This window comes from Streptomyces sp. NPDC001401, from assembly GCF_042895385.1.
In the GTDB taxonomy this organism is placed as follows: Bacteria; Actinomycetota; Actinomycetes; order Streptomycetales; family Streptomycetaceae; genus Streptomyces.
On record NZ_JBIAWI010000009.1, the window covers coordinates 243,464 to 269,764 of the forward strand.

Below are 26,301 nucleotides of genomic sequence, written 5' to 3' on the forward strand. Positions count from 1 at the left end.
GGTCGAATCTGAAAAGAAGCGCGTTCAGATTCATACTTACTGGAAAGTAAGGAAGAGGTGCCCTTCTCCACAAGACTGCGTACACGACAAAATTGGCGGATCAGGCGACAAGGGAGGTTCAGTGGCGGGCAGGCTCAGGGCGCCGACCGGACGCTACGGCGGCAAGACCGCCGCGGAACGGCAGGCCGAGCGGCGCAGCAGATTCCTCGACGCCGCGCTCGAACTCTTCGGCGGCGATCCCGGCTACCGTGCGACCACGGTCGCGGCACTGAGCGAGGCCGCGGGCCTGTCGACGCGGCAGTTCTACGAGGAGTTCCGCACCCTCGAGGACGTACTGGCCGCGCTGCATCTCCAGGTCAACGACTGGGCCGAGGAGGCTGTCCTGGCCGCGTTCGCCGAGGCGCAGGGTCTCCCGCTCGCGGAGCGCGTCACCGCGATCTTCCGGGCCTACGCCGCGAACGTCACCGGCGATCCACGCCGGATCAGGATCACCTTCGTCGAGATCATCGGCGTGAGCCCGCGCCTCGAGGAACAGCGCCTGGCCCGCCGCTCCCGCTGGGTGGACCTCATCTGCGCCGAGGCGGATACGGCTGCCGCCCACGGAGAGGCGGCCCCCCGCGACTACCGCATTGCCGCGACGGCCTTCATCGGCAGCGTCAACGGGCTGCTCCACGACTGGAGTGCCGGATGGGTGAACGCGACGCTCGACGAAGTGGTGGACGAACTGGTCCAGCAGCTGCTGGCGATTCTGCGCCCACCGGGGTGGGGCGGGCCGACCGACTGAGCGGGGTGCGCCGCTGCCGGGCGCTGAGCGCGTGTTCAGCCGGTCCCGTTCACCGCGGCCAGCACCGGAGCCACCCCGTCCTCTTCCCGGATCCGCGCCCCCAGCTTCGCCGCGCGCCGCGCGAACGCAGGGTCTCCGGTGGCCCGCATCAGTGCTGTGGCCAGCGTGCCGGGGGTGAGATGGCGCAGCGGCAGGGTGCGTGGGGCGACGCCCAGGGAAACCAGGCGGGCAGACCAGAAGCCCTCGTCGAACTGGATCGGTACCGGCACGGCCGGCACCCCGGCGCGCAGACCCGCCGCCGTCGTGCCCGCGCCTCCGTGGTGGACCACTGCGGCCATACGGGGGAACAGCGCGGAGTGCGGGACCTCGCTGATGGTCAGCATGTCGTCGCCGGAGACCGCAAGGCCGGCCCAGCCGCGTTGGATCACTCCACGCAGCCCGGCCCGGCGCAGGGCGCGCACGATGGCGGTGCTGAACCGCTCGGGGTCGGGCACGGTCGCGCTGCCCAGGCCGACGTACACGGGTGCTGGTCCCGCGTCGAGGAAGTCCTGTACGTGGGAGGGGAGTTGGGCCGCTCCGTCGTATGGCCACCAGTATCCGGTCACGGACAGGCCCGGCCGCCAGTCCTCCGGCCGCGGCACCACCAGCGGGCTGAATCCGTGCAGTACCGGCCGCCCCTGCTGCTCCCGCGCCCGCCGTGCCGCGGCGGCGCTCGCACGGGGCAGCCCCAGCCGCTCCCGCACCGCAGGCAGTGCCCCGGCGAAGACCTGCTCCACGGCCAGGCTCACCCCGTGCCCGGCGATCCGGTTGCCCACCGCTCCCAGTGAGCGGACGCCCAGCATCGGAGGCCCGAACTCCCGTGTGGGGGCGAGGGGTTGGAGGGGAACGTCCAGGTACGGCAGGGACAGACCCTCCGCGATGGTGTGCCCCAGTGGCCCCACCGAACCGGACAGCAGCAGTATGTCGCTCGACCGGGCGGCCGCGACGAGATCGTCCGTCATCCGCCCGACCAGCGCCCGCGCCATCGCGACCACCCGCACCAGCTTCCCCACACCGGTCGCACTGCGATGCAGCCCGCGTCCCCGCGAGGACTCCAGCTCGGCCTGGGGATCCACCGGCAGCGAATGGAAACGGACCCCGGACCCGGCCACGAGCGGTTCGAAACGGGCATGCGTCACCAGAGTGACCTCGTGACCGGCACGGGAGAGAGCGTGTCCGAGTCCGGTGTACGGGGCGACATCGCCCCGGGATCCCGCCGTCATGATCGCTACGCGCACGACGGCCAGTATGGCGCCGCCGCAGGCCTTTCAGCGAGAACGCCCCATCGAGAAAGGCCACTTCACGCTTGTCACTTCCGTTGACTTGGCGCTCTTTGTGGCTCTACTTTCAGCGCGCAATACGTTCGGTGCACCGATCTGTGTTCGAAATGCCGGATGACCTGCTCGAATGCCCTTCCCCCAAGGAAGCCGGGGTCCCTCCCCCCTCATCACCTACGGAGCCGCATGTACTCCCCTCCGCGCTCGACCCGCAGAGGTCTCGTACGCCGCTGCAGAGCCGCCGCCGTACGCCTCCTCGCCCTTGCTCTCACCGCGGTCGCCGCGCTCCTGTTCGCGGCGCCCGGCCCCGCGCAGGCGGCGACGACCCGTCAGATATCCGTGCCCACCGCCCCCATGGGCTGGGCCTCCTGGAACAGCTTCGCCGCCAAGATCGACTACAACGTCATCAAGCAGCAGGTCGACGCGTTCGTCGCGGCGGGGCTGCCGGCGGCCGGCTACAAGTACATCAACATCGACGAGGGCTGGTGGCAGGGCACCCGCGACAGCGCCGGCAACATCACCGTCGACACCAGTGAGTGGCCCGGCGGCATGAGCGCCATCGCCGACTACATCCACAGCAAGGGCCTCAAGGCCGGCATCTACACCGACGCCGGCAAGAACGGCTGCGGCTACTACTTCCCGACCGGCCGCCCCGCCGCCCCGAACACCGGCAGCGAGGGCCACTACGACCAGGACATGCTCCAGTTCTCCAAGTGGGGCTTCGACTTCGTCAAGGTCGACTGGTGCGGCGGAGACGCCGAGGAGCTCGACGCGGCGACCACGTACCAGTCGATCAGCGACGCGGTCGCGAAGGCGACGGCCACCACCGGCCGCCCCCTCACCCTGTCGATCTGCAACTGGGGCAAGCAGAACCCCTGGAACTGGGCGCCGGGCCAGGCCCCGATGTGGCGGACCAGCACCGACATCATCTACTACGGCGACAAGCCGTCGATGACGAACCTGCTCTCCAACTTCGACCAGACCCTGCACCCCACCGCCCAGCACACCGGCTACTACAACGACCCGGACATGCTCATGGTCGGCATGGACGGCTTCACCGCCGCCCAGAACCGCACCCACATGAACCTGTGGGCCATCTCCGGCGCACCGCTCCTGGCCGGCAACAACCTGGCCACCATGACCTCCGAGACCGCCGGGATCCTGAAGAATCCCGAGGTCATCGGGGTCGACCAGGACCCGCGCGGTCTCCAGGGCGTCAAGGTCGCCGAGGACACCACCGGGCTGCAGGTGTACGGCAAGGTCCTCGCCGGCACCGGCAACCGTGCCGTCGTTCTCCTCAACCGCACCTCCACCGCCCAGAACATCACCGTCCGCTGGTCCGACCTCGGTCTGACGAATGCGTCCGCAACCGTGCGTGACCTGTGGGCGCGCGCGAACGTCGGTACCTACGGCACGAGTTACACCACGAGCGTTCCTGCAGGGGGCTCGGTCATGCTGTCGGTCACCGGGGGGACGGAGGCGTCGAGCAGCACGTACACCGGTACCTCCGGCTTCTCCGGTGTCGTCGCCGGGAGCACCGGCGTCAAGGTCGTCGACGTGTCGTACACGAACAACACGTCCGCGGCACGCACCGGCACCCTCAAGGTCAACGGCCAGGGCGCCACCGCGGTCTCCTTCCCGCCGACCGGCTCCAGCCCGGGCACGATCTCCGTCGAGGTCGGCCTGTCCAAGGGCTCCGCCAACTCGCTCACCTTCTCGGGCGCCCCGACCCTCGACTCGATCACCGTCAGACCCCTGCCGGGGGCGGGCGGCTCCCAGGTCGTCGGCAAACAGTCCGGGCGCTGCCTGGACATCTACAACAACACGATCACCAACGGCACCCAGGCCGAGCTGTGGGACTGCAACGGCGGCCAGAACCAGGCCTGGACGTACACCTCCCGCAAGGAGCTCGTGGTGTACGGCAACAAGTGCCTGGACGCCTACAACCTCGGCACGACCAACGGCACCAAGGTCGTCATCTGGGACTGCAACGGCCAGAACAACCAGAAGTGGAACGTCAACAGCGACGGCACCATCACCAACGTCAACGCGGGCCTCTGCCTCGACGCCTACAACGCCGCCACGGCCAACGGCACCTCCATGGTGCTGTGGTCCTGCGGGACGGGCGACAACCAGAAGTGGACGCTCAACTAGGGCCGGTCCAGGCGAGCGGCAACAGCAGGATGCCGACGGCCGTGACCGCGGTGCACGCCAGCAGCCAGCCGGCCAGCAGGCGGCGCCGCAGGCCGCGGTAGGTCTCCTCGTACTCGCCCCGCAACTCGCGGGCACGCTCCGCGGAGCGTTGCCACGAGGCGCGGGCGAGTACGAGGTACTCCGTCTCGAACCGGCGCTCCACGTCCTCCCGCTGAGCCTGCGTCAGCCAGTCGAACGAGGCGCTGAAACGCGCGGCGGCCGTACGTCCCTCCTCGCGGGCGGCGGCGATCAGCAGGTGTCCCTCGATCTCGCTGAGGAGCATCTGCGCGTCCTCATTGCTCATGGCGCAGTCAACTCCCTTTCCGGGGCATGGGATCCGGGATGGTGCAGGTCGAACGCAGGGGATTCGCTCCGGATCTGGGGGAGGGCCACGAAATTGTGCCGCGGCGGCGGGCAGGAGGTCGCCCACTCCAGGGAACGGCCGTAGCCCCACGGGTCGTCGACCTCGACCTTCTCGCCGTATTGCGCGGTCTTCCAGACGTTGTAGAAGAAGGGCAGGAAGGACATTCCGAGGAGGAACGAGAAGATCGTCGACACCGTGTTGAGCGTCGTCAGGCCCTCCACCGCCAGATAGTCGGGAATCCGGCGCTGCATTCCGTTCACCCCCAGCCAGTGCTGGACCAGGAAGGTGCCGTGGAAGCCGATGAACAGCGTCCAGAAAGTGATCTTGCCGAGGCGCTCGTCGAGCATCTTGCCGGTGAACTTGGGCCACCAGAAATGGAATCCGGAGAACATCGCGAACACGACGGTGCCGAAGATGACGTAATGGAAGTGGGCGACGACGAAGTAGGTGTCGGAGGTCGGGAAGTCCAGCGGTGGTGAGGCGAGCATCACGCCGGTCAGGCCGCCGAAGACGAACGTGATCAGGAAGCCGGTCGCCCAGAGCATCGGGGTCTCGAAACTCAACGACCCTTTCCACATCGTTCCGATCCAGTTGAAGAACTTCACGCCGGTCGGTACGGCGATGAGGAACGTCATGAAGGAGAAGAACGGGAGCAGTACACCGCCGGTGACGTACATGTGGTGGGCCCACACCGTCACCGACAGACCCGCGATGGCGATCGTCGCACCGATCAGGCCCATGTAGCCGAACATCGGCTTGCGGGAGAAGACCGGGATGACCTCGGAGATGATGCCGAAGAACGGCAGCGCGATGATGTACACCTCTGGATGGCCGAAGAACCAGAAGAGGTGTTGCCACAGCAGGGCGCCGCCATTGGCCGCATCGAAGACGTGCGCACCGAATTTACGGTCCGCCTCCAACGCGAACAGGGCCGCGGCCAGTACCGGGAAGGCCAGGAGTACGAGAACACCGGTCAGCAGCACGTTCCACACGAAGATCGGCATGCGGAACATGGTCATGCCCGGCGCGCGCATGCAGATGATGGTGGTGATGAAGTTGACCGCACCGAGGATCGTGCCGAAGCCGGAGAAGGCCAGACCCATGATCCACAGGTCGGCGCCGACGCCCGGCGAGCGGACCGCGTCCGACAGCGGGCTGTAGGCGAACCAGCCGAAGTCGGCCGCACCGGACGGGGTGAGGAAGCCGCCGACCGCGATCGTCGAGCCGAAGAGATAGAGCCAGTAGGCGAGCATGTTCAGCCGGGGGAAGGCCACATCTGGCGCGCCGATCTGCAGCGGCATGATCCAGTTGGCGAAACCGGCGAACAGCGGCGTCGCGAACATCAGCAGCATGATCGTGCCGTGCATCGTGAACGCCTGGTTGAACTGCTCGTTCGACATGATCTGCAGACCAGGCCGGGCGAGCTCGGCGCGCATCAGCAGCGCCATCACGCCGCCGATCAGGAAGAACGCGAACGACGTGACCAGGTACAGCGTCCCGATCGTCTTGTGATCAGTGGTCGTCAGCCACTTGAGGTGCCTCATGCCCCGCCTGTGTCCGCTCCGGGCACGCCGGTCACACTCGAGTGACGCGTCGAGAATCACGGAAATGGGTGTGACGATCCGGCTGGTGCCGGACACGAACGGAACATGAGCAACGACGAGATCTTCGCCGCTGCCTATCGCGAGCACTACTGGGCGGTCAGCCGCTATGTCGCGCGGCGACTGGACGGGCGGACCAGCGAGGTGGAGGAAGTGGTGGCGGAGGTGTTCACGGTCGCCTGGCGACGCCGGGCCGACCTGCCGGGATCCCCGCTGCCCTGGCTGTACGGCGTGGCACGCAACTGCCTGGCGAACGCGGTACGCGGCTACGGGCGGCGCCGCCGGCTGGTCGACCGGCTGGGCAACGACGAGAGCGCGCACGGCCGGCAGATCGTGGCGAGCCCCGACGCGGAGGCCCCGGGCGCCTGGGTGCACGACGCACTGGCCCGCCTGTCCGAGGCCGACCAGGAGGTGCTGCGCCTGACGGCGTGGGAGGAACTGGCCATCGACGAGGTCGCCGTCGCCCTCGGCTGCGGCAGACGGGCCGCATCGATGCGGCTGCACCGCGCCCGGCGCCGGCTGAGAGCCGAGATAGACCGCATGCACCCCACACAGAAGACCGGTCCGACAGCCGCGAAGGAGTACGACCATGGCTGACGAACTCGAACTCCTGCGCCGCGCCAATCCGGTGCCGGTCGACGGCCCCCACTACGGCGACGGCCCCCTCGACCATGCCGCCGAACGCCGCCTCAACCGGCTGCTGCACGAACCCCCCACCGGCCGCCGCCGCACCCGGCTCATCTGGAGCCTCGCGGCCACTGCCCTCGTCGCCGCGACCGCGCTGACGCTGACGCTCGGCGGCCCGAGCCCCACCACCGCGGTCGCGGCTCCCCGCCCGCTGGTCGTCCAGGCCAACTCCACCCCCGTACCCCTGAAAGAGCTGGCCGACCGGGCGCAGCGGCAGGCCACGGCGGAGGATGCGCCGAAGCTGCGCAAGGGCACGCATGTGCAGTCCTGGAGCATGGGCATGAGCGACGACAAGCCCCCGGTGACGCTCCCGGAGGAGCGCGTCGTGCGCTGGAAGGCCGACGGCAGCCACACCGAGCTTGTCGTGGCGACCGACCCGCGGCACCCGGGCCGGCCGGTCCTCCGCGACGACGGCGGCGATCCGCACCTGGTCGAGGACGGCCATGTCATCAGCAGGCAGACCTATCCGCCGAGCTGGAGCGACGCGCCGCCCGAGTCACCGCCGCCGAACGATACGGCGCGGCTGCGGGCCTACCTGCAGGAGGCCACGTACACCCACACCAGGCTGACGACCCCGGGACTCCTCGACGGTGTGGCGGAGCTGCTCGATCACTGGACCCTCGGCGCCCGCGAGTCCGCGACGCTCGCCCGCCTCCTCGCGGGCGCCGAGGGGCTGCGGCCGGTCGGCCAGGTCACGGACCGGCTCGGGCGGCGCGGCCAGGCATACGAGTACGAGGGCGCCGGCTACCGCCGGATGCTGATCATGCAGCCGTCCACCGGTGTCGTCCTCGGCCTGGAGACCGTCGTCACCAAGGCGGAGCCGGAGTACGGCGTCAAGGCCGGAGACGTCATGGACTACAGCGCCTGGATGCGCTGATCACACCCCGGGGTGCCGGGCGGCGGCAGCAGCCGCTTCAACGGTCTGCTCCAGCAGCGTGGCGATCGTCATCGGGCCGACACCGCCCGGCACCGGAGTGATCAGACCAGCCCGCTCCACCGCGGAGTCGAAGTCGACGTCACCGACGTTGCCCGGGTTGTAGCCGGCGTCGATCACGACGGCCCCGGGCTTGATGTCCTCGCCCCGGATCAGCCGCGGCCGCCCGACGGCGGCGACCACGATGTCCGCCTCCCGCACGACCGAGGACAGGTCCCGGGTACGGGAGTGGCAGTACGTGACCGTCGCGTCGCAGGCGAGCAGCAGCATGCCGACCGGCTTGCCGAGGATGGCGCTGCGGCCCACGACCACGGCCCGCTTCCCGGAAGGGTCCACGTCGTACTCGTCGAGCAGCCGCATGATTCCGCCGGGTGTGCAGGACACGAACCCGGGCAGGCCGAAACTCATCGTCGCGAAGGAAGCGAAGGTGACGCCGTCGACGTCCTTCTCGGGCGGGATCGCCTCGAACGCGGCCCGCTCGTCGATGTGCTCGCTCATCGGGTGCTGCAGCAGGATGCCGTGCACACCGGGGTCGCTCGACAGGGAGCGCAGCGTGCCGACGAGTTCCTCGGTGGTCGTGGCGGCGGGAAGTTCCACATGGCGCGACTCGATGCCGGCCTTGCGGCAGCGGTTCCGCTTCATCCGGACGTATGTGACGGAAGCGGGGTCCTCGCCGACCAGAACGGTCGCCAGACAGGGCGCCGTTCCGGTGCGGTCGGTGAGGTCGGCCGCCCGCTTGGTGGTGTCCTCGACGATGCGCCGTGCGAGGGCGGTGCCCTCCATGAGTCGTGCCTGAGACATGATCCACTCCTGGGCTGGTGTGACCGGATCGCCCAGGCGCGCGGCATCGACTCTGCGTGGCCGCTCCCCGGTGGTGCTCCACCTCAGCGCCAGTCACGGCCCGCCCTCAGGCTAGCCGAGCCGCTAGGGCGGTCAGGAGCGGCAGTCACCGGTGCAGGACCCGCCGCCTTCGAGCAGCAGGAAGTGGGCGGGACCGTGCCCTTCTCAGCACCGACCGCAGCAGAGCGACGGACGCCAGCCGTCGTGCCGTGCCGGTCCGAGGCCGGGACGGACGTGCTCGCCCGAGGGCCGTACGAGCCGAGAAGGTCCAGGTCAAGCGGGAAGTGACCTGGACCCTCCCGGTTCTGCCTCCTACTCGTCCCATGCCTGGATCAGGACCTCTTCGGCGATCTTCCCGTTGCGCAGCGTGATCATCGACTCGGCCAGGACGCGCGTCCCGTCCGAGTACTGGCAGGACTGGCTGTAGGCGGCGTGGTCGCCCTGGATGATGCACTGGTCCACTTTGTGCGTCATGTCACGGCTGTAGATGTCATCGAACAGCGCGCCTATTTCGCCGCGTCCGTGCAGGACACGGGGCTTGCTGGGTTGCGTGTTGCGGTCCACGATCCGTACTTGCGCGTCGTCCGCGTAGAGCGACAGAAGGTCTGCCGCAGTGTGTGCCTCGACGCCCCGACGCAGGGTGTCGGCGTTGAAGGCAGGAGTTGCCGCGGTGCCCATGATGAACCTCCTTCGAGGGCCGCGACCCGACGAGGAGCGGGCCGCGAAGGGCCTCTCATCCGAGACTCCTCCGCCGCGGCAGCCTCGGCAAGCGCAGCCGGACCACTGCCCCTGATGGGTGAGTGGCGTGGCGCAGCCGTGACCGCCGGAGGTCCGGTGCCGTTGTGGGGAGCATGATCTCAACACGACGTATCGTCGCCGCCGTTGGTCTCGCCGCAGGAATCACCGCCCTTGCCGCGCCCCTTGCCTGTGCGTCCGACGCGACCATCCAGAACAAGGACGCGAGCGAGCTCAACCCGATCTCCACGCTCGACTCGCTCGCCCAGAGCGGCATCCCGGCGGAGCGCAGGGCCGAGGTGCCGCGCCCCTCCGAGCAGCTGCGGCAGCTGAACCGCCTCAACAACCTCGAGCAGCTGGACCGGGTCGCCCGCATGGGAGCCGCCAGCGGGCTGCCGCGGGCCTTGTAACAGGCCGACGCCGCATCGTCCGTTCCGGCACAGCCGAAGGGCCGCCCGATTTCCGGGCGGCCCTTCGGCTGTGCCTGTGACCGTGCCGGGATGTGATCACAGCCCTCCGGTTGAAAGGTGAAGGAAGTGGAAGCCGGGCCGGGGGTGCATCAGGAAGTCGTGGTGGGAGATGTTCCACGCGTAGGCGCCGGCCAGCGAGAACACCACCCGGTCGCCGGCCCTGAGCCCGGGCGCGGGCACCCGGCGGGCCAGGACGTCCTTCGGTGTGCACAGTTGCCCGGCCAGGGTGACCAGCTCGCCCTCGGCGGCCGGCCGCGGCCACGAGTGCGGCCAGGCGTCCACCGGCAGGATGGAGCAGGGCTGGTCGTGTCCCTTCGTCGCCGGGGTCCGAAGGTGATGGGTGCCGCCGCGGACGACGGCGAACTCCTCGCCGTGGCTGTGCTTCACGTCCAGCACCTCGGTGGCGTACCAGCCGCAGTACGCGGTCAGCGCCCGCCCCGGCTCGATGCGCAGGGTCAGTCCGGGGTGCGCCTCGGTCAGACGGGCGAGCCCGTTGCCGTATTCGGTCCAGTCGAAGCGGCGGTCGGGGTCCGTGTAGTCGACGGTCATGCCGCCGCCGACGTTCACCTCGGCGAGCGGAACACCGAGATTCATGGCCCAGGACACGACGGACTCGGCCACCGCCAGCTGCTCAGCCCCCTGCAGGCCACTGGCCAAGTGCGCGTGAATGCCCCGTAGTTCGAGGTGCGGATACGTCCCGTCGGCAAGGGCTCGGACGACCTCGACGGCCTGCGCCGGATCCAGGCCGAACGGTGTGGGACGGCCCCCCATGGCCAGGGAACTTCCGGCCAGTGACCCGTCCGCGACCGGCAGGTTGACCCGAGGCAGCACCGCCACCCGCCGCCCCGGAGCGCACGTCCGGGCCAGCTCGGCCAGCATGCGCAGCTCGTACGCACTCTCCACATGGAACCGGTCGACGCCGAGCTCCAGCGCGGCCCGCACCTCGTCCGGCGTCTTGCCGGGACCGCCGAAGGCCAGCGGTCGGCCCGGCATCGCCTTGGCCACATGGGCGAGTTCACCGCCCGAGGAGACCTCGTAGCCGTCGACGTACGGGCCGAGTGAGCCGAGGATCTCCGGCTCCGGGTTGGCCTTGGCGGCGTAGTACACCTCGACCCGCTCGGGCAGGGCGGCCCGGACGGCGGCGGCGTGCGTGCGCAGCGCGGCCAAGTCGTAGACGTACGCGGGCAGTTCGGTGGCGGGCAGGGACAGGACGCGGTCGTGGACCGCGGGCGTCGGGTCGGTCATCGGGTGCTCCCGGCCGGGTCGCGCAGGATGTCCTCGGCGAGCGGGGACGGCAGCCGGACGTAGCCGGCCTCCCGGTCCGCCTTGCGCTCCCAGCGGGTCAGCAGGTTGGCCTTGGCGGGCAGTGGCACCCCGGCGAGCAGGGCGGCAAGCCTCGGCGGGCAGCCGTAGCGGTCGGAGTACGTCTGGAGCGTGGCGCGCACCCGGGCCCACAGGGCGGCCTCCGCCTGCGGGTGCAGGTCGGCGAGGGCGGCGAGCAGCTCGGCGACATGGTTGACCAGCAGGCAGTACACGACCCGGTCCCAGCCGCGCTGCGCGTCGTACGTCATCGGGCCCGCGACCTCGGGCGGCAGCGCGGCCAGCGTGTCGGCGTGGTGTTCGGGGACCAGCTTGGTGCCCTCCAGGTCGCGGAAGAGGACCTGCGCGGGCATCCCGTCGGCGCCGACGCAGACCAGGACGTTCTGGAGGTGGGGTTCCAGGACCAGACCGTGGTCGAAGTAGGCGGCCAGGACGGGCGGGACGAGCAGGTCGAGATACGACGACCACCAGCCGAGGGTCGTCCGCACGTCCGCTCCGGCGAGGAGCCGGGAGATGTGGGCGGCGCCGGTCGGGTACTCGTCGGCGACGGCCGCCGCGAGCAGGGGGACCGTACCCGGGGCGAGGCGGCGCGGCAGGCCCTCGCGGACGATGACGCCGAAGCCCTCGAACAGTTCGCGGTCGGGGGTGCCGTCCGAGCCGGGGAGGGCCAGTGTGCGGTAGGCCGGCTCGCGCAGCACGGCGCTGCCGGGGAAGCGGTCGGCCAGGTCGGCGAGGGCCGGGGCCAGGGCACGGGTCAGGGCGACGGCGCCGGACAGCTCGTAACTGCTGTTCTTGCGCAGGCAGTTGGTGATCCGGACGTTCAGGCTGAACTTGAGGAAGGTCTCCCCGTCGTACAGGGTGCGCACCGAGGCGGTGGCGGCGAAGGGGCGTCCGCCCGGGCCGAGGTCGAGGATGTCACCGCGGTCGAGTGCGGCGCGCAGGGCGGGGTGGGTGCGGAGCGTCTCGTACTGCCAGGGGTGGGCGGGCAGCAGCCGGTAGCCCCGCGGTACGTCGGTGCGCAGTCCGTCCAGCGGGGCGGTCGCCGACGGGTCCGCGGACTCCTCGGCGATGAGCTCGGCGCGGACGGCGAGGTGCCGCAGCGGGAAGGAGGCGCCGACCTCAGGGGCGTACGCGGACCAGGCGCGGGGGTCGCCGGTGCGGGCCTTGGGCGTGGGGTGGAAGCGGTGCCCGAACAGCAGGGACTGCTCGGAGGCCAGGTAGGCCGAGAGCCGGTCGTCGGGGAAGGGGGCGGGGCGTGCGGCGGCGAGCGCTGTGGCGATGGCGCCGTGGCTGGAGGCGATCTGCTCCAGGAACTCCTCGTTGCGCACGCCGGTGCGCAACGACAGCTCGTCGTGCGTGTACTCGGCCAGGCGCCGCCAGTCCACCTCCGACCAACCGCCGTCGCCCTGTTCGCTCACCGGGCCGGTGAACCGGTGCGCACCGAGCAGCGAGGTGCGGCGCAGCGCGACCCGCAGCAGCACTCCGCGGCGCGGCAGCCGCAGCAGCAGGCGGCCGTCGGCGACGACCGACTGGCGCTCGGGTCCCGACACCTCGCGCAGCAGGCAGTTGAGGAGCGTGTGGGCCACCGCGTCGTCGGCGGAGGGGAGGCGGGCGGGTGCGGCGCCCCCGGCCGAAGGCTGGGGGCGGGTCAGCGAGGGCATCAGCGGCTCCTGCGGGTGCGGGGGGTCAGCGGGGGGAGGAGGGTGGCCAGTACGGTGACGGCGGCGGCCGCGCTGCCGGTCAGCACGGGTGCGGTCGGGCCGAAGCGGGCGCTGCCCGCCGCCGCGGCCAGGCCGGCGGCGACCGCGCCGGCCTTGGAGAAGAACTCCAGTGAGCCGAACATCCCCCCCGGCGCCCGGCCCTTGGCGCAGTCGGCGGCCAGCACCGACAGGCACACCAGGCCGAGGGTGAGGCCCGCGCCCAGCAGCAGCCGCACGGCGATCAGCACGGGCAGGGAACCGGCGACCCCGTGCCCGGCGAGCCCGAGGGCGATGCAGGCGAAGCCGAGCGCGATCCCGGTCCGGGGGCGGCTGTGGAAGGCGGAGTGCACGGCCAGCGCCGACACCAGGTAGCACAGGTGGGGGAGGGCGAACAGCACGCCGGAGAGGGTGGGCGAGGTGCCCGGGAGGCGGTCGTCGACGAGGGCGATCAAGTAGGGGAAGGAGATGACGGTGGAGAACACGAAGGCGAACTCCAAGGCGTACAGGGCCTTGAGGGAGATCATCGGCGGCTCGGCCGCGGTGGTCGTCTCGGGGGCGCTCTCCGACTCCCGTGCGGCAGGCTCCGGTTCGGGCAGCGCCGCCAGCAACAGGGCTGCCGTCAGCGGCAGTACGGCGAGCAGGGCGTACTGGCGGTGCGGTGACAGCCAGCCCGACAGCGAGCCCACCACGATCGGCGCCACGACCAGCGCGGCCCGCGCGCTGCCCTGCATCAGGGTGAGCGCCTTGGACAGGGCGGGCCCCTCCAGAGCGGCGCCCAGGTACCCGTTGGAGGCCGCGAACGTGCCGCCGAGGATGCCCTGCAGCACCAGCGCCACGGTGAACGTGGCCAGGGAGTCCGCCCAGCCCGCGAGCAGGAAGGCCACGGCAAGCCCCAACTGGGCGCGCAGCAGCAGCCGTTTACGGCCGTGGCGGTCGGCGAGCCGCCCCCACAACGGGGCGCCCAGCGCACCGAACACGGTGGGGACGACGTACAGCACCCCCGCCCAGCGGGCCCCGCGGTCACCCAATTCCGGGAGGATCTCGGTGAGATACGGCGGCAGCCCGAGCGCGGCGAAGGATGCCACGAAGTAGCAGCCCGCCACCGCGTGCACATGCCCGCGGCTGAACGCCGTGCCCGGCATCCGCAGAGTCTCGGTGCTCATGCCGAACCCCCGCCGGACAGCAGGTAGTTGGGGCCGCTCGTGTAGTGCTTGTTGACGTCCGCGGCACCCGAGCGCTCCTTGCTGAGCAGCGTGCCGGCCGTGACCATGGCCTTGACCGGCAGCCGCGGCGCCTCGAGGACATGTGCCCGCAGGACCGCGCCCGCTTCACCGCCGAGCCGGCCGACGGCCTGCGCGAGCCGTTCGCGTACGAGATCGAGCAGCGCTTCCCGGTGCCCTGCGAGCCCGAATGCGTAGGCCCCCGCGCACAGATGGACCGTGATGGTGGCGAACACGTCGGCGACCGGCCCGTCCCCGGCGGTGAACGTCCGCGGATCGTCGAAACCCCATGGTCCGGGCAGTACGGCCGCCAGCCGCGAGGCGTTGATGCGAGGCCCGTCGTTGTCCTTGAACAGCAGCCGCAGACTGCCCGGCGCCAGCACCAGCGAGACGTTCTGCTGGTGCGACTCCAGCGCGATGCCATGGCCGAACAGCGTGGTCTGCCAGTCGAACAGCAGAGTCAGACAGGCGTCCAGCAGGGCCGCCGGATCGCCGCCGTAGAAGCGGTCGGCCAGATGGTCGAGGACCAGCCGCCCGCCCGGCGCCTCGGCGAGGAGCGCGGCCAGCGGCACGACGACGGAGTCCTCGAGACCGGCCGGGAAGCGGCGGCACAGGACGGCCAGGAGTTCGTGCCCGGCGTGTGCGTACGTCGTCTCGTCGGCATGCAGGATCGTGTCCCGGAAACGGGGTTCGCGCGCGATCACCGCCTCCACCAGCCGTTGCCCCGCCGCGCCGTCGACGAGCGTGCCGGGCTTGATGGAGCGCTTGTTGCGCAGGCCCAACGTGGCGGTGGCCAGGGGTAGTTTGAGGTGCAGGGACGGATCCGCGGCCACCGCCACCGTGCGCATCGAGAGCGTCGGCACGACTTCGAGGTGGGCGTGCTCGGCGAGCAGCGCGCGGCCTTCGAGGCCGGTGGTGCGCAGGGCCTCGTCGAGCGGCGCGCCCACGGTCAACGGGTGGACGGGCAGCGTCACATGGGTCTGCTCCACCTCGGGCAGACCGAGCCGCGCGGGAGTGGGCCACAGCTGAGGCAGCGGGCCGCTGACGGTCACCGCGTCACGCGGCACGGCAAGCCAGCGCAGGGCGAAGCGGGGATGGAACTCCGGTGCGTACGACCGCAGTTGCTCCTCCGCCAGGCCGGAGCGGCCGCGCGCGGTCGGGTAGATGGGGTGGTCGAGGCGGGCTGCAAGGGTGTCGTACGCCGGACCCGTCCACCGGGCCGGATCGTCCCCGTACCGGTCGGCGAGCCGCCGGCCCACCTCGTCCCGGGTCTGCTCGTGCAACCGCATCGTGTCCAACGTCTGGCGGCACTCCTCGGCGAACGCGTCGAAGCCGTCGCGGTCCACGGGCTCGGCGAGTTCGCGCAGCGCGTCGAGCACGGTCTGGCACGAGGTCAGCTCGGAGCCGTCCGACTCGCGTACGAGCAGGGGCAGCCGGGCCCGGTGCTCGCACTGGTATCCGTCCTCGGTGACGGGCAGCAGCAGGGCGTCGTCGGCGGCGGGCAGCCGCAGCCAGTCACCGTCCGGCCGGTGCTCGAGCGTGCCGCGGCTGCGCAACCCGACCACGTCCTCGCGCAGCAGGGCGCTGAGCACGCGGGTGAGCAGCTCCGCCTCGCAGGTGTCCGTCACGGTCGGCGCGGTCACGGCTGGATCTCCCAGCGCTGTGCGGCCAGGAAGCCGGCCGACACCCGGTCCACCGTCGCCTGGTCGGTGCCGACGGCCCGCAGGACGCCGAGGTAGTCGCGGTTGGTGCGATACAACTCGTGCCGCTCGCCCACGGACCGCAGCGGACGGTACGTCAGATGGATGCCGTCGACGGTCAGTTCCGCGGCGGAGGGAGCTTCCGCCAGGGTTCCGGCGCGCCCGGCGCACGGGTACTCCAGGCGCGCGGCGCCGTCGCGGCGGGCTCCCAGGTCGGCGGGGAGACGCTCGCCCAGATGGGCACGGAGGATCAGCTCGAAGAGGGGTATCTCCAGCAGCCGGGCCAGCAGCAGATCGCACTGGTCGCCGATGGCACGGTAGTTGACCTCGATGATCCTGGCCCGGCCCGCGTGCACCACGAACTCGGTGTGACAGGCGCCGAACCCGACGCCCAGCGCGTCCAGTTGGGCGAGCACCTGGGCGACGACCGCCTCGGGGTGGGCGGGGACGAAGGTGAGGCGCTCCTCGATGAAGTACGGCGGGGGCGACAGCTCGGTGTGGAAGCCGCCCAGCACATGGCGGAGGTGGCCGTCGCCGAGCGTCTCCAGGGTGTACAGCTCGCCGGGGAGGTACTCCTCGACGAGCAGGACGGCACCGGGACGGCGCTGAAGGATTTCCTTGGCGTGCGTGGTCAGCTGCTCGGCGTCGTCGACCAGGACGACGTCCTCGCTGGCCACGCCCTCGCGGGGCTTGAGGACGCAGGGGTACGGCGCGTCGTCCGGCGCGATCGGCTCCGTGAGCTCGGCCGACCACACCGTGTCCACGCCGGCGGCGGCGAGCCTGCGCCGCATCTCCGCCTTGTCCTTGGTGCGCAGCGCGGCCCGCCAGTCCTTGGCGGGCAGGCCGAAGTAGGCGGCGGCCAGGGCGGCCTGGGCCTGGAGGTGGTCGCTGTTGGTGAAGACGGCGTCGGGACGGTGGTGCGTCGAGATCCGGGTGATGACCGCCCGGTGGTCGCGCACGTCGCACTCCAGGACCTCGATCTCCGGGTGGGCGCGGCGATGGGCGCCGGGCTGGTCGGTGAGGACGGTGACGTCCAGGCCCAGCCGGGCGGCGGCGGGCAGAAAGCCCTCGGAGACGGAGTCGGTCGGATTGAGGGCAAGCAGGTACAGGCGCATGGCTGATGAACAACTTCCGCTGGCGGGTGGGGGGTTGGGGGCGGGCGGCGACGGTGCCGCGGCCCGCCCCGAAAGAGCGGGAGTTACTTCTTCGGGAGCTCCACGCCGGTGGCCTTCGCCACGTCCTTGAGCATCTGCTCCGCCGCCTGGACGCCGATGCCGGACATCCAGGTCTCGTCCGGGACCGTGTGGACCTTGCCGTTCTTCACAGCCGGGAGAGACTTCCAGACCGGGTTGGAGGTGACCTGCTTCTGCTGGGTCTTGTCCGGGGTGTCGGCGGTGGTGACGAAGATCAGGTCGGCATCGGCCTGGTCGATCTCCTCCGGGCTGACGTCCTTCATGGTGACGTCGGGGTCGTTGGAGACCTGGGACTTGGGCCGCCTGAAGCCGATGTCGTTCAGGACGACACCGCTGTAGGAGTTGGACTGGTACAGGCGGGTCGGACCGGCGATGAAGCGGACCACGGACGCGGTCGGCATGGTGCCGCCGTCCTTCTTCCTGATGGCCTCACCCAGCGCCTTGGCCTGCGTCTCGTACTCCTTGAGCTTCGCGGCGGCCTCCTTCTCCAGGCCGAGCGCCTCGGCGTGCACCTTCAGGTTCTGCTTCCAGACGCCGCCGGTGGTCTCGGTGAAGACGGTCGGGGCGATGGCGCTGAGCTTGTCGTAGACCTTCTCGTGCCGGACCTTCGACGACAGGATCAGATCGGGCTTCAGCGAGGCGATCTTCTCCAGGTTGGGCTCCAGGAGCGGGCCGACGTCGGCGGTGCCGCTCAACTCGCCCTTCAGATACGTCGGGAAGCCGCCCTCGGTCTTGAAGTGCGGGGCGACCGCGCCGACCGGGTCGATGCCGAGCAGGGTGACGTCGTCCAGCTCACCGGTGTCGAGGACCACGACCCGCTTCGGCTGCGACGGGATCTTGACGTCGCCCATCACGGTCTTGAGGGTCCGCGGGAAGCCGGCCGACGCCGAGCCGGAGGCCTTCGCGGTGTCGGCGTCGCTGGACTTCTCACTGCCGCAGGCGGCCAGTACGGCCGTACCGAGCACGACGGAGAGCAGCACGGCGATCAGCCGGCCGATTCCGCGCAGGGGAGAGCGCTTGAACATGGGGGGTCGGTCTTTCCGGTAGGGGGTTTCGGGTCAGGCGGGCGCGGCGGAGTGCCGCACCGCGCTGCTTTTCGGGACGACCAGCGGGGTGCCGGTCTCCGGATCGGGGATCACCCGGCAGTCCACGTCGAACACGGATCTGACCAGGTCCGCGTCGAGGACGTCGGCCGGGGCGCCGGCGGCGGCGAGGCGGCCCTCCTTGAGGACCACCATGTGGTCCGCGTAGCGGGCGGCCTGTCCGAGGTCGTGCAGCACCATCACCATGGTGCGGCCCGCCTCGGCGTGCAGGGCGGCGACCAGGTCGAGGACGTCGAGCTGGTGCCGCAGGTCGAGGAAGGTGGTCGGTTCGTCGAGCAGCAGCAGCTCGGTGTCCTGGGCCAACGCCAGGGCGATCCAGGCGCGTTGGCGCTGACCGCCGGAGAGCCGGTCGACGGGCTGGTCGCGCAGCGACGTGGTGCCGGTGCGCTCCAGGGCCTCGTCCACCGCCCGCTGGTCCGCCGCCGACCAGGGGCTCAGCAGCCGCTGGTGCGGATAGCGGCCCAGCCGTACGAGCGCCTCGACGGTGATCGCTTCCGGTGTGACCGGCTGCTGGGGCAGCAGTCCCAGCCGGCGGGCGAGCGTCCGCGCGGACATACGGTGGATGTCCGCGCCGTCCAGCGTGACGGTCCCGGCGGACGGGGCGAGCAGCCGGCTCAGCCCGCGCAACAGGGTCGACTTGCCACAGGCGTTGGGCCCCACGATGGCGGTGACGGCGCCGCCCGGCAGGGTGAGATCGAGCCCGCCGACGACGAGCCGGTCGCCGTAGCGCAGATCGAGGCCCTGGGTCTGCATCTGGTTGGTCATGCGTGGCTCCTGTGGACGGGTGAGCTCTGCCGGAACATGAGCACCAGCAGCCAGGGCGCGCCCAGCGTGGCGGTGACCGCCCCGACCGGCAGCCCCTCGATCGGCAGCAGGTGCTGCACGACCAGGTCGGAGGCGAGCAGCAGCACCGCTCCCGTGAGACCGGCCAGCCCCAGGGACGCGGCCGTCGGCGGGCCGGTGACGAAGCGCACGACGTGCGGCACCGCTAGCGCCACGAAGGTCACCGGACCGGCGAGCGCGGCGGCCAGCGACGCCAAGGCCACGGCGACGAAGAGAAGTTGGAGGCGAGCGGCGGACGTTCGCAGGCCCAGGGCCCCGGCCGATTCGTCCCCGAGGTCGAGCAGGGCCAGCCGACGGTGCAGTACGAGCGCGACGGCGAGCGCGAACACCATGGCGCCGCCCGCCCCCCACACCTCCGTCCAGGTCCGCCCGTACACCGAGCCGGTGGTCCACTGCAGGGCCGACCCGGCGAGCTCGGCCGGGAAGCGCACGATCATCAGGTTCACGGCGGCGGCAAGGCCGGCCTGCACGGCGAGCCCGGTGAGCACCAGCCGGGTGACGGCGAGCCCGGACCGCCAGGCGAACACGCCCAGCAGCAGCGCCGAGAGCAGGCCCCCGCCCAGCGCGCCGACCGGGATCAGCGCCTGCGAGGCACCGGCGGCGATCAGCGCGACCGCACCCAGCGACGCCCCGCCTGTCACGCCCATGACATCGGGAGACGCCAGGGGATTGCGGAACAGCCGCTGCAGCACGCAGCCCGCCGCCCCCAGACCGGCACCGGCGACGATCGCCGCCACCGCCCTGGGCGCCCGGAACTGCTGCACCACCAGCACGTCCCCCGAATCCCCGAGCCCGACCAGCGCCCGCAGCGCCGTGCCCGCGGGCAGGGGCATCTCACCCGTCGTCAGGTCCACGGTGAGCAGCACGAACAGGGCGACGAGACCGGTCGCGGCGAACACCAGGACACGGCGGCGCACCCGGATGCGGGACGTGGACCTCGTACGGGCGGACACAGCGACGGTGGCAGTCATCGGGCCACCTTCCGGGCCAGCAGCGCCAGCAGGGGCGCGCCCAGGAACGCCGTCACGATGCCGACCTCCAGCTCCGAGGGGCGGATCACCATCCGGCCGAGGACGTCGGACGCAAGCAGCAGCAGTGGTCCGGCGATCAGACAGCCGGGCACCAGCAGCCGGTGGTCGGCGCCGAGCAGGGGACGTACGAGATGGGGCGCGGCGAGGCCGATGAAGGCGACCGGACCGGCCACGGCGACCGCCGACCCGGAGAGCAGGACGACCGCGATGCCTCCGGCCAGCCGGATCCGGGCCACCGGCACACCGAGCGCCTGGGCCGAATCGTCACCCAGGGCAAGGGCGTTGAGGGCGGGGGAGACGGCGAGGGCGAGCACAAGGCCGAGCAGCAGGGTGGGCAGCACCGGCCACAGCACGTCGAGGGGCCTGCCGGACAGGGATCCGGCCAGCCAGAAGCGGGCCTCGTCGAGCGTGCGCTGGTTCAGCAGCATCACCGCCGACGTCCAGGACAGCAGCACCAGTTGGAGCACGGTGCCGCCGAGAGCGAGCCGTACCGGATCGATGTCTCCGGCACGGCGGGCCAGCGCCTGCGCGAACAGGGCGGCACCCGCCGCACCGGCGAACGCGAACCACACGTACTGCGCAGGGTCGTTGAGCCTCAGCGCGAAGATCGCGACGACGACGGCGAAACCGGCGCCCGCGTTGATGCCCAAGGTGGTCGGCGACGCGAGCGGGTTACGGGTGATGCCCTGGGCCACGGCCCCGGCGACCCCGAGCGCAGCCCCCACCGCGAGACCGATGACGGTACGCGGCAGCCGCAGCCCGGTCACCACCAGCGCCTCCCGGCCATGGGCGTGGCCGAACAGCGCGTCGGCCACCGTGGACAGGGGTACCGACCGGGCGCCGAGAGCGAGACTCAGGGCAGTGCAGAGCACAAGCGCACCCAGTCCGGCGAGGAACACGGGGAGGTGTCTGAGGGCATGGAAGGGCACACCGGTAGGTGCGCCCCGTTGGGTCGCAGTCACAAGCCGTGAGCTTAGGCTAGCCTTCCTTTACTTTTCAATTGGCTGTGAGATGACCCTGACGTGGGGGTTCCATGATCAGGTGCTGCTGATGCCTTGTGGATCACCCTATCCGGAGTGAAGTAAGGTAAGCCTTGCCTTCTTGATCTTCTGTGAACCTCCTGTGCTGGAGCGCCCATGCCCGTGGCCCTGAAGACCCCGCCCGCCGGTGCCGTCACGCATGCCCTCGGCGATGCCTACCGCAGACTCGCCGACGTCTGCGAAGCGCTGGACGTACGGGTCATGGAGCCGGGCGACGAAACCCAAGCCGACGTCACAGCGGCCGAGTTGGTGTCGGACCGCGGCGCGCTCGACGCCTTCGTCGACGCCGAGGCGACCCGCATCCATGCCCGTTACGCGGTCGCCGCCCGCCGTGACGTCGCCGCCTCGCGGGCCCTGCACGACTACGCCTGGACCCTCGGCGTGCTGATGGGCGGGACCTGGTACCTCGAGCGGCGAGTGCCCCGGATCCGGCCCGAGGACCTGCGGCTGGACCTCGCCACGGGTGCGTACGAGATCACACCCGGGACCGAGCTCGCCTGTCTGGCCGGCGACCCCGTCGCTGCGCTGCCCGGAGTGCTGACGCTCTCTCAGGAAGAGCAGCTGCGGGCCGAGTTGCGCATGGCGGTCGCCGACCACATCCGTCCGCTGCTGGCCGCGATCGGCCCTGTCGCACGACGCGGGGCGCGTTCCCTGTGGGGCATGGTCGCCGACGATCTCGTGTCCGGCATCTGGTACCTCGGCCGGATGCTCGGTCAGGAGGACGAGGCCGTACGGGCCGCCACCGAAGTGCTGCCGATCGGCGTACCCCCCTACCCGGGCGGCGCCGACTTCCGCTACCTGGCGGGCGACGACGGCCGACGGCATGTCACCCGTACCCGTACCGGCTGCTGCATGTTCTACGCGATCCGGCCCGCCGAGGCCTGCGTGACCTGCCCCCGCACCGGCGACGCGGAGCGCCTGCGCAGACTCCAGAACTGAGAACGTGACGGCCAGGGGAGCGCCCCTCAAGGGGCGCGGGACTGTGTTTGATTTGCGGCTCCGCCGCGTGGGCGCGACCAGCCACGACGAAGCCGCAGACGAACGAATAAGCCTTCAGCCGGCGGTGGCAAGAAACTGCGTGGCCGCAAGCTCCGCATACAGCGGATCTCCGGCAACCAACTCCCGGTGGGTCCCCACGGCCCGCACCCGCCCCGCGTCCATGACCACGATCCGGTCGGCCATCGTCACGGTCGACAGCCGGTGCGCGACGACAAGAACCGTAGTAGTACGGGCGACATCGGCGACCGTATCCCGCAGTGCCGCCTCGTTGACCGCGTCGAGCTGCGAGGTGGCCTCGTCGAGCAGCAGCAGCCGTGGCCGGCGCAGCAGCGCGCGGGCGATGGCGACCCGCTGCCGCTCGCCGCCCGACAGCTTGGTGCCGCGGTGTCCCACCAGCGTGTCGAGGCCGCCGGGCAGCCGCGCGACCAGGCCGTCCAGCCGGGTCGTCTTCAGTACGCGCGTCACGGCGGCCTCGTCCGCATCCGGGTTGCCCAGCAGCAGATTGTCCCGCAGCGAACCCGACAGCACCGGGGCGTCCTGCTCCACATAGCCGATCGCCGACCGGAGCCTGGGCAACTCCCAGTCCTGCAAGGCGAGTCCGTCCAGGGTGATGGTGCCGGACTCGGGATCGTAGAACCGCTCGATGAGGGAGAACACCGTGGTCTTGCCCGCGCCGGACGGGCCCACGAACGCCGTCATCCCGCGGGCCGGCACCGCGAACGTCACCCCGTGATGGACGTACGGCAGGTCCCCGGCGTACCGGAAGCGGACCTCGTCGAAGGCGACCGCGGCCGGTTCCGCGCCGGGGGTGGGCAACGGGGCGGGGCGGGCCGCCGGTTCGGAGGGCAGGCTCAGCGCCTCCTGGATGCGGGCGAGGGCGGCGGCCCCCGTCTGGTACTGCGTGATCGCGCCGACCACCTGCTGGATGGGCGACATGAGGTAGAAGACGTACAGCAGGAACGCGACCAGCGTGCCCACCTGGATGGCACCGGTCGCCACCCGCGCCCCGCCCACCGCGAGCACCGTGATGAACGCGATCTGCATCGCGAGACCGGCCGTGTTGCCCGCCGCCGCCGACCACTTGGCGGCCCGCACGCTCTGCCGCCACGACTCCTCGGCGGCTTCGTGCAGCGTCCGCTCCTCCCGGTGCTCGGCGCCGGACGCCTTCACGGTGCGCAGCGCGCCGAGGATCCGCTCCAGCGAGGCGCCCATCACACCGACCGCGTCCTGTGCCTGCCGGCTCGCCCGGTTGATGCGCGGCACGATCACACCGAGCACCGTGCCCGCCCCGAGGATCACGCACAGGGTGACCCCGAGCAGCACCGGATCCACCAGCCCCATCATCACCACCGTCGCGACGAGTGTGAGCCCGCCCGTGCCCAGCCCGACCAGTGAGTCGGTGGTGACCTCGCGCAGCAGCGTGGTGTCGGAGGTGATGCGGGCCATCAGGTCGCCCGGCTCGCTGCGGTCCACCGCCGGGATCCGCAGCCGCAGCAGATACGACGACAGGGCGCGCCGCGCACCGAGCACCACCGACTCCGCGGTCCGGCGCAGCACATACGAACCGAGCGCGCCCACCGCGGCGTTGGTGACCACGAGAGCCGACATGGCGAGCAGCGCGCCGGTGATGGCCCGGTCGTGCGACAGGTCGTCGATCAGCCCCTTGGCCACCAGCGGCAGCAGCAGCCCGGTGGCCCCGGTGACCAGCGACAGCAGCGCGCCCGTCAGCAGGGCCCAGCGGTGCGGTCGCACGTACGCGAGGAGCAGCCGCCAGGCGGGCGGTCGGGGCTCGGTCTCTGCGATGCTCACGGCGCTCCTCGAGAGTCGTGCGGAGCATTCAGGCTACGTCGGCGCCCGCCCCGAGGCGCGGCCGGTCCCGGGCGGTGGACCGCCGACTCCGTTACTGATCAGTCACCCGTAGGGTCGCAGGGAGGGACATCCGCTGACGAAAGGGTTCAACGCCATGGCGCAGGAAGTACGCGGCGTGATCGCACCGGGCAAGGGCGAGCCGGTACGGGTGGAGACGATCGTCGTGCCCGACCCCGGACCCGGGGAAGCGGTCGTACAGATCCAGGCCTGCGGGGTGTGTCACACCGATCTGCACTACAAACAGGGCGGCATCAGCGACGACTTCCCCTTCCTGCTCGGTCATGAGGCCGCCGGTGTGGTGGAGTCGGTCGGCGCGGGCGTCACGGACGTCGCACCCGGCGACTTCGTGATCCTCAACTGGCGTGCCGTGTGCGGAAATTGCCGGGCCTGTCTGCGGGGACGGCCCTGGTACTGCTTCAACACCCACAACGCCGAGCAGAAGATGACCCTCACCGACGGCACCGAGCTGTCCCCGGCGCTGGGCATCGGCGCGTTCGCGGAGAAGACACTGGTCGCGGCCGGGCAGTGCACGAAGGTGGATGCGAGTGTCTCGCCGCAGGTGGCCGGGCTGCTGGGCTGCGGGGTGATGGCCGGGATCGGAGCGGCGATCAACACCGGGAACGTCGGCCGCGGCGACACGGTCGCCGTCATCGGCTGTGGCGGCGTGGGGGACGCGGCGATCGCGGGAGCGAACCTGGCCGGCGCAGGGAAGATCATCGCGGTGGACCTCGACGACCGGAAACTGGCCAAGGCACGGGAGATGGGTGCCACGCACACGGTGAACTCCAAGGAGAGCGACCCGGTGGAGGCGATCCGGGAGCTGACCGGCGGCTTCGGCGCCGACGTCGTCATCGAGGCGGTCGGCCGCCCGGAGACGTACAAGCAGGCCTTCTACGCGCGTGACCTCGCCGGCACGGTCGTCCTTGTCGGTGTGCCCACCCCGGAGATGAAGCTCGAACTTCCCCTCCTGGACGTGTTCGGGCGCGGCGGGTCGCTGAAGTCGTCCTGGTACGGCGACTGCCTGCCCTCCCGCGACTTCCCGATGCTCATCGACCTGCACCTGCAAGGCCGCCTGCCGCTGGACAAGTTCGTCACGGAGACCATCCAACTCACCGACGTGGAGAAGGCGTTCGAGCGGATGCACCACGGCGACGTGCTGCGCTCGGTGGTGGTGCTGTGATGGCCGCACGCATCGAACGCCTCGTCACCTCCGGCACCTTCAGCCTGGACGGCGGCACCTGGGAGGTGGAGAACAACGTGTGGCTCGTCGGCGACGACCACGAGGTCATCGTCATTGACGCGGCTCACGACGCCGACGCCATCGCCGAAGCCGTGGGCGACCGCCGCCTCGTGGCCATCGTGTGCACCCACGCCCACAACGACCACATCGACGCCGCCCCCGCGCTCGCCGACCGGACCGGCGCGACCATCTGGCTGCACCCCGACGACCTGCCCCTGTGGAAGCTGACCCACCCCGACCGGGACCCGGACGCCCACCTGGTCGACGGCCAGGTCATCGAGGCGGCAGGCGCCGACCTGACGGTCCTCCACACCCCCGGCCATGCGCCGGGCGCCGTCTGCCTCTACGACCCCGCCCTGGCCACGGTCTTCACCGGCGACACCCTCTTCCAGGGCGGACCCGGCGCCACGGGACGGTCGTACTCGCACTTCCCGACCATCATCGACTCGATCCGCAACCGGCTGCTCATCCTCCCGCCCGACACCAAAGTCCTTACCGGACACGGGGATTCCACCAGCATCGGCGCCGAGGCCCCGCACCTGGAGGAGTGGATCGCCCGCGGTCACTGAGGCCGGACCTCCGGCGCCTGGCTTCCGACGGCCCGACACCCGAGGCGAAGCTGCCCGCAGCCGCATGAGTACGCGTACTCATGCTCCGCGGCCTCCGCCGACGCAGACTGACGGCTCCGTAACCGATCATCAGGGAGTAGGCATGAGACGTACCCAACTGGCTCTGACGGCGCTGGCGGCCTTAGGGGCGGTCGCGGCCGGAACCGGATCCGCCTCGGCGGACGACGTGCTACTGCCGCACCCCGGGGAGGACGGCCTGCTGTGGGTGCCGGAGCAGACGGGCGACGGTGGCGCCGTGTCGGCCGGCGCGAGCCCGTATCGGCGGACCGTGCTCACCGTGGCGTGCGAAGGCGGCGGCAGCGTGCAGGTGACGATGCAGTCGCAGGACACGCAGGTGGCAGAGTTCTCCGTCGACTGCCCGGCCGGGACCGCCGGCGTCGGCTCGGTGACCTTGGACCCGGGCGTCGTCCAGTGGGGATCCTTCGGCGTGGGCGTCGACGCCTCGGCGCAGACGATCCGGTGGGCACTGACGGTCACGCAGCCGAGGTGA

24 protein-coding genes and 1 riboswitch are annotated in these 26,301 nt (G+C 71.0%); of the genes, 9 read left to right on the forward strand and 15 right to left on the reverse strand.

Features of this window, described 5'->3' with window-relative positions:
- Window positions 1-121 precede the first annotated feature (121 nt).
- Window positions 122-784: a TetR/AcrR family transcriptional regulator gene (locus ACFY10_RS28710; protein ID WP_390668092.1), complete on the forward strand. Its 663-nt coding sequence runs from the start codon at window positions 122-124 to the stop codon at window positions 782-784.
- Between the two features lie 35 nt (window positions 785-819).
- On the opposite strand, the gene ACFY10_RS28715 is transcribed toward ACFY10_RS28710, so the two are convergent.
- Window positions 820-2,046, reverse strand: a complete 1,227-nt coding sequence (locus ACFY10_RS28715) for a glycosyltransferase (RefSeq protein WP_390668246.1) — start codon at window positions 2,044-2,046, stop codon at window positions 820-822.
- A 240-nt stretch (window positions 2,047-2,286) separates the two neighbouring features.
- On the opposite strand from ACFY10_RS28715, the gene ACFY10_RS28720 reads away from it, so the two are divergent.
- On the forward strand, window positions 2,287-4,254 hold the full coding sequence (locus tag ACFY10_RS28720) for an RICIN domain-containing protein (protein WP_390668093.1): 1,968 nt from the start codon (window positions 2,287-2,289) through the stop codon (window positions 4,252-4,254).
- Here ACFY10_RS28720 and ACFY10_RS28725 read toward each other — a convergent pair.
- Complete coding sequence (locus tag ACFY10_RS28725) at window positions 4,247-4,597, reverse strand: hypothetical protein (protein ID WP_390668094.1); 351 nt, start codon at window positions 4,595-4,597, stop codon at window positions 4,247-4,249. The genes ACFY10_RS28720 and ACFY10_RS28725 overlap by 8 nt on opposite strands.
- The gene (ctaD, locus tag ACFY10_RS28730) at window positions 4,594-6,201 is read right to left on the reverse strand and encodes a cytochrome c oxidase subunit I (RefSeq protein WP_390668095.1); all 1,608 of its coding nucleotides are present in this window, start codon (window positions 6,199-6,201) and stop codon (window positions 4,594-4,596) included. The genes ACFY10_RS28725 and ctaD overlap by 4 nt, the downstream gene beginning before the upstream one ends.
- Before the next feature lie 105 nt (window positions 6,202-6,306).
- On the opposite strand from ctaD, the gene ACFY10_RS28735 reads away from it, so the two are divergent.
- Both ACFY10_RS28735 and ACFY10_RS28740 read left to right on the forward strand, forming a co-directional pair.
- Window positions 6,307-6,855: an RNA polymerase sigma factor gene (locus ACFY10_RS28735; RefSeq protein WP_390668096.1), complete on the forward strand. Its 549-nt coding sequence runs from the start codon at window positions 6,307-6,309 to the stop codon at window positions 6,853-6,855.
- Entirely contained in the window at window positions 6,848-7,822 is a 975-nt protein-coding gene (locus tag ACFY10_RS28740; protein WP_390668097.1) for a CU044_5270 family protein, read from the forward strand. Before ACFY10_RS28735 ends, ACFY10_RS28740 begins: the two co-directional genes overlap by 8 nt.
- Here ACFY10_RS28740 and ACFY10_RS28745 read toward each other — a convergent pair whose 3' ends face one another.
- Both ACFY10_RS28745 and ACFY10_RS28750 read right to left on the reverse strand, forming a co-directional pair.
- Window positions 7,823-8,680: a bifunctional 5,10-methylenetetrahydrofolate dehydrogenase/5,10-methenyltetrahydrofolate cyclohydrolase gene (locus ACFY10_RS28745; protein ID WP_390668098.1), complete on the reverse strand. Its 858-nt coding sequence runs from the start codon at window positions 8,678-8,680 to the stop codon at window positions 7,823-7,825. It abuts the gene before it with no gap.
- Window positions 8,681-8,703: 23 nt separating this feature from the next.
- Window positions 8,704-8,787, reverse strand: a riboswitch (ZMP/ZTP riboswitch).
- Between the two features lie 244 nt (window positions 8,788-9,031).
- Window positions 9,032-9,397, reverse strand: a complete 366-nt coding sequence (locus tag ACFY10_RS28750; RefSeq protein ID WP_390668099.1) for a nuclear transport factor 2 family protein — start codon at window positions 9,395-9,397, stop codon at window positions 9,032-9,034.
- A 173-nt stretch (window positions 9,398-9,570) separates the two neighbouring features.
- Here ACFY10_RS28750 and ACFY10_RS28755 point away from each other — a divergent pair, with 173 nt between their 5' ends.
- Entirely contained in the window at window positions 9,571-9,864 is a 294-nt protein-coding gene (locus ACFY10_RS28755) for a hypothetical protein (protein WP_390668100.1), read from the forward strand.
- A gap of 96 nt (window positions 9,865-9,960) precedes the next feature.
- Here the strand turns inward: ACFY10_RS28755 and ACFY10_RS28760 are convergent, their stop codons facing one another.
- The 9 genes from ACFY10_RS28760 to ACFY10_RS28800 all read right to left on the reverse strand — a co-directional run bounded on the left by ACFY10_RS28760 (window position 9,961) and on the right by ACFY10_RS28800 (window position 20,963).
- Window positions 9,961-11,169 carry a type III PLP-dependent enzyme gene (locus tag ACFY10_RS28760; protein ID WP_390668101.1) on the reverse strand — a complete coding sequence of 403 codons (1,209 nt, stop codon included), beginning with the start codon at window positions 11,167-11,169 and terminating at the stop codon, window positions 9,961-9,963.
- Window positions 11,166-12,905, reverse strand: coding sequence for an IucA/IucC family protein (locus tag ACFY10_RS28765; RefSeq protein ID WP_390668102.1), 1,740 nt, complete (start codon window positions 12,903-12,905; stop codon window positions 11,166-11,168). The genes ACFY10_RS28760 and ACFY10_RS28765 overlap by 4 nt, the downstream gene beginning before the upstream one ends.
- Window positions 12,905-14,107: an MFS transporter gene (locus ACFY10_RS28770; RefSeq protein WP_390668103.1), complete on the reverse strand. Its 1,203-nt coding sequence runs from the start codon at window positions 14,105-14,107 to the stop codon at window positions 12,905-12,907. The genes ACFY10_RS28765 and ACFY10_RS28770 overlap by 1 nt, the downstream gene beginning before the upstream one ends.
- Complete coding sequence (locus tag ACFY10_RS28775) at window positions 14,104-15,807, reverse strand: IucA/IucC family protein (protein ID WP_390668104.1); 1,704 nt, start codon at window positions 15,805-15,807, stop codon at window positions 14,104-14,106. The genes ACFY10_RS28770 and ACFY10_RS28775 overlap by 4 nt, the downstream gene beginning before the upstream one ends.
- Window positions 15,804-16,979 (reverse strand): acetyl-CoA carboxylase biotin carboxylase subunit family protein, encoded by a 1,176-nt coding sequence (locus ACFY10_RS28780; protein WP_390668105.1) that lies wholly within the window; start codon window positions 16,977-16,979, stop codon window positions 15,804-15,806. The genes ACFY10_RS28775 and ACFY10_RS28780 overlap by 4 nt, the downstream gene beginning before the upstream one ends.
- A gap of 83 nt (window positions 16,980-17,062) precedes the next feature.
- Window positions 17,063-18,082: an ABC transporter substrate-binding protein gene (locus ACFY10_RS28785; RefSeq protein WP_390668106.1), complete on the reverse strand. Its 1,020-nt coding sequence runs from the start codon at window positions 18,080-18,082 to the stop codon at window positions 17,063-17,065.
- Between the two features lie 33 nt (window positions 18,083-18,115).
- Entirely contained in the window at window positions 18,116-18,925 is an 810-nt protein-coding gene (locus ACFY10_RS28790; protein WP_390668107.1) for an ABC transporter ATP-binding protein, read from the reverse strand.
- Entirely contained in the window at window positions 18,922-19,974 is a 1,053-nt protein-coding gene (locus ACFY10_RS28795; protein WP_390668108.1) for a FecCD family ABC transporter permease, read from the reverse strand. Before ACFY10_RS28795 ends, ACFY10_RS28790 begins: the two co-directional genes overlap by 4 nt.
- Window positions 19,971-20,963, reverse strand: coding sequence for a FecCD family ABC transporter permease (locus ACFY10_RS28800; RefSeq protein ID WP_390668247.1), 993 nt, complete (start codon window positions 20,961-20,963; stop codon window positions 19,971-19,973). The genes ACFY10_RS28795 and ACFY10_RS28800 overlap by 4 nt, the downstream gene beginning before the upstream one ends.
- Before the next feature lie 207 nt (window positions 20,964-21,170).
- Between ACFY10_RS28800 and ACFY10_RS28805 the strand changes: the two genes are divergently transcribed.
- Window positions 21,171-22,013 carry a (2Fe-2S)-binding protein gene (locus tag ACFY10_RS28805; protein WP_390668109.1) on the forward strand — a complete coding sequence of 281 codons (843 nt, stop codon included), beginning with the start codon at window positions 21,171-21,173 and terminating at the stop codon, window positions 22,011-22,013.
- Window positions 22,014-22,127: 114 nt separating this feature from the next.
- On the opposite strand, the gene ACFY10_RS28810 is transcribed toward ACFY10_RS28805, so the two are convergent.
- Window positions 22,128-23,882 carry an ABC transporter ATP-binding protein gene (locus ACFY10_RS28810; RefSeq protein ID WP_390668110.1) on the reverse strand — a complete coding sequence of 585 codons (1,755 nt, stop codon included), beginning with the start codon at window positions 23,880-23,882 and terminating at the stop codon, window positions 22,128-22,130.
- Between the two features lie 154 nt (window positions 23,883-24,036).
- On the opposite strand from ACFY10_RS28810, the gene ACFY10_RS28815 reads away from it, so the two are divergent.
- The 3 genes from ACFY10_RS28815 to ACFY10_RS28825 all read left to right on the forward strand — a co-directional run bounded on the left by ACFY10_RS28815 (window position 24,037) and on the right by ACFY10_RS28825 (window position 26,301).
- Window positions 24,037-25,122, forward strand: a complete 1,086-nt coding sequence (locus tag ACFY10_RS28815) for an S-(hydroxymethyl)mycothiol dehydrogenase (protein WP_390668111.1) — start codon at window positions 24,037-24,039, stop codon at window positions 25,120-25,122.
- On the forward strand, window positions 25,122-25,751 hold the full coding sequence (locus ACFY10_RS28820; protein WP_390668112.1) for an MBL fold metallo-hydrolase: 630 nt from the start codon (window positions 25,122-25,124) through the stop codon (window positions 25,749-25,751). The genes ACFY10_RS28815 and ACFY10_RS28820 overlap by 1 nt, the downstream gene beginning before the upstream one ends.
- A gap of 142 nt (window positions 25,752-25,893) precedes the next feature.
- Entirely contained in the window at window positions 25,894-26,301 is a 408-nt protein-coding gene (locus ACFY10_RS28825) for a hypothetical protein (protein ID WP_390668113.1), read from the forward strand.

Coding starts and splice junctions, on each gene's coding strand:
- ACFY10_RS28715 (WP_390668246.1), bottom strand. CDS start 2,046: ATGACGGCGGGATCCCGGGGCGATGTCGCCCCGTACACCGGACTCGGA.
- ACFY10_RS28720 (WP_390668093.1), top strand. CDS start 2,287: ATGTACTCCCCTCCGCGCTCGACCCGCAGAGGTCTCGTACGCCGCTGC.
- ACFY10_RS28725 (WP_390668094.1), bottom strand. CDS start 4,597: ATGAGCAATGAGGACGCGCAGATGCTCCTCAGCGAGATCGAGGGACAC.
- ctaD (WP_390668095.1), bottom strand. CDS start 6,201: ATGAGGCACCTCAAGTGGCTGACGACCACTGATCACAAGACGATCGGG.
- ACFY10_RS28735 (WP_390668096.1), top strand. CDS start 6,307: ATGAGCAACGACGAGATCTTCGCCGCTGCCTATCGCGAGCACTACTGG.
- ACFY10_RS28740 (WP_390668097.1), top strand. CDS start 6,848: ATGGCTGACGAACTCGAACTCCTGCGCCGCGCCAATCCGGTGCCGGTC.
- ACFY10_RS28745 (WP_390668098.1), bottom strand. CDS start 8,680: ATGTCTCAGGCACGACTCATGGAGGGCACCGCCCTCGCACGGCGCATC.
- ACFY10_RS28750 (WP_390668099.1), bottom strand. CDS start 9,397: ATGGGCACCGCGGCAACTCCTGCCTTCAACGCCGACACCCTGCGTCGG.
- ACFY10_RS28755 (WP_390668100.1), top strand. CDS start 9,571: ATGATCTCAACACGACGTATCGTCGCCGCCGTTGGTCTCGCCGCAGGA.
- ACFY10_RS28760 (WP_390668101.1), bottom strand. CDS start 11,169: ATGACCGACCCGACGCCCGCGGTCCACGACCGCGTCCTGTCCCTGCCC.
- ACFY10_RS28765 (WP_390668102.1), bottom strand. CDS start 12,905: ATGCCCTCGCTGACCCGCCCCCAGCCTTCGGCCGGGGGCGCCGCACCC.
- ACFY10_RS28770 (WP_390668103.1), bottom strand. CDS start 14,107: ATGAGCACCGAGACTCTGCGGATGCCGGGCACGGCGTTCAGCCGCGGG.
- ACFY10_RS28780 (WP_390668105.1), bottom strand. CDS start 16,979: ATGCGCCTGTACCTGCTTGCCCTCAATCCGACCGACTCCGTCTCCGAG.
- ACFY10_RS28785 (WP_390668106.1), bottom strand. CDS start 18,082: ATGTTCAAGCGCTCTCCCCTGCGCGGAATCGGCCGGCTGATCGCCGTG.
- ACFY10_RS28790 (WP_390668107.1), bottom strand. CDS start 18,925: ATGACCAACCAGATGCAGACCCAGGGCCTCGATCTGCGCTACGGCGAC.
- ACFY10_RS28795 (WP_390668108.1), bottom strand. CDS start 19,974: ATGACTGCCACCGTCGCTGTGTCCGCCCGTACGAGGTCCACGTCCCGC.
- ACFY10_RS28805 (WP_390668109.1), top strand. CDS start 21,171: ATGCCCGTGGCCCTGAAGACCCCGCCCGCCGGTGCCGTCACGCATGCC.
- ACFY10_RS28815 (WP_390668111.1), top strand. CDS start 24,037: ATGGCGCAGGAAGTACGCGGCGTGATCGCACCGGGCAAGGGCGAGCCG.
- ACFY10_RS28820 (WP_390668112.1), top strand. CDS start 25,122: ATGGCCGCACGCATCGAACGCCTCGTCACCTCCGGCACCTTCAGCCTG.
- ACFY10_RS28825 (WP_390668113.1), top strand. CDS start 25,894: ATGAGACGTACCCAACTGGCTCTGACGGCGCTGGCGGCCTTAGGGGCG.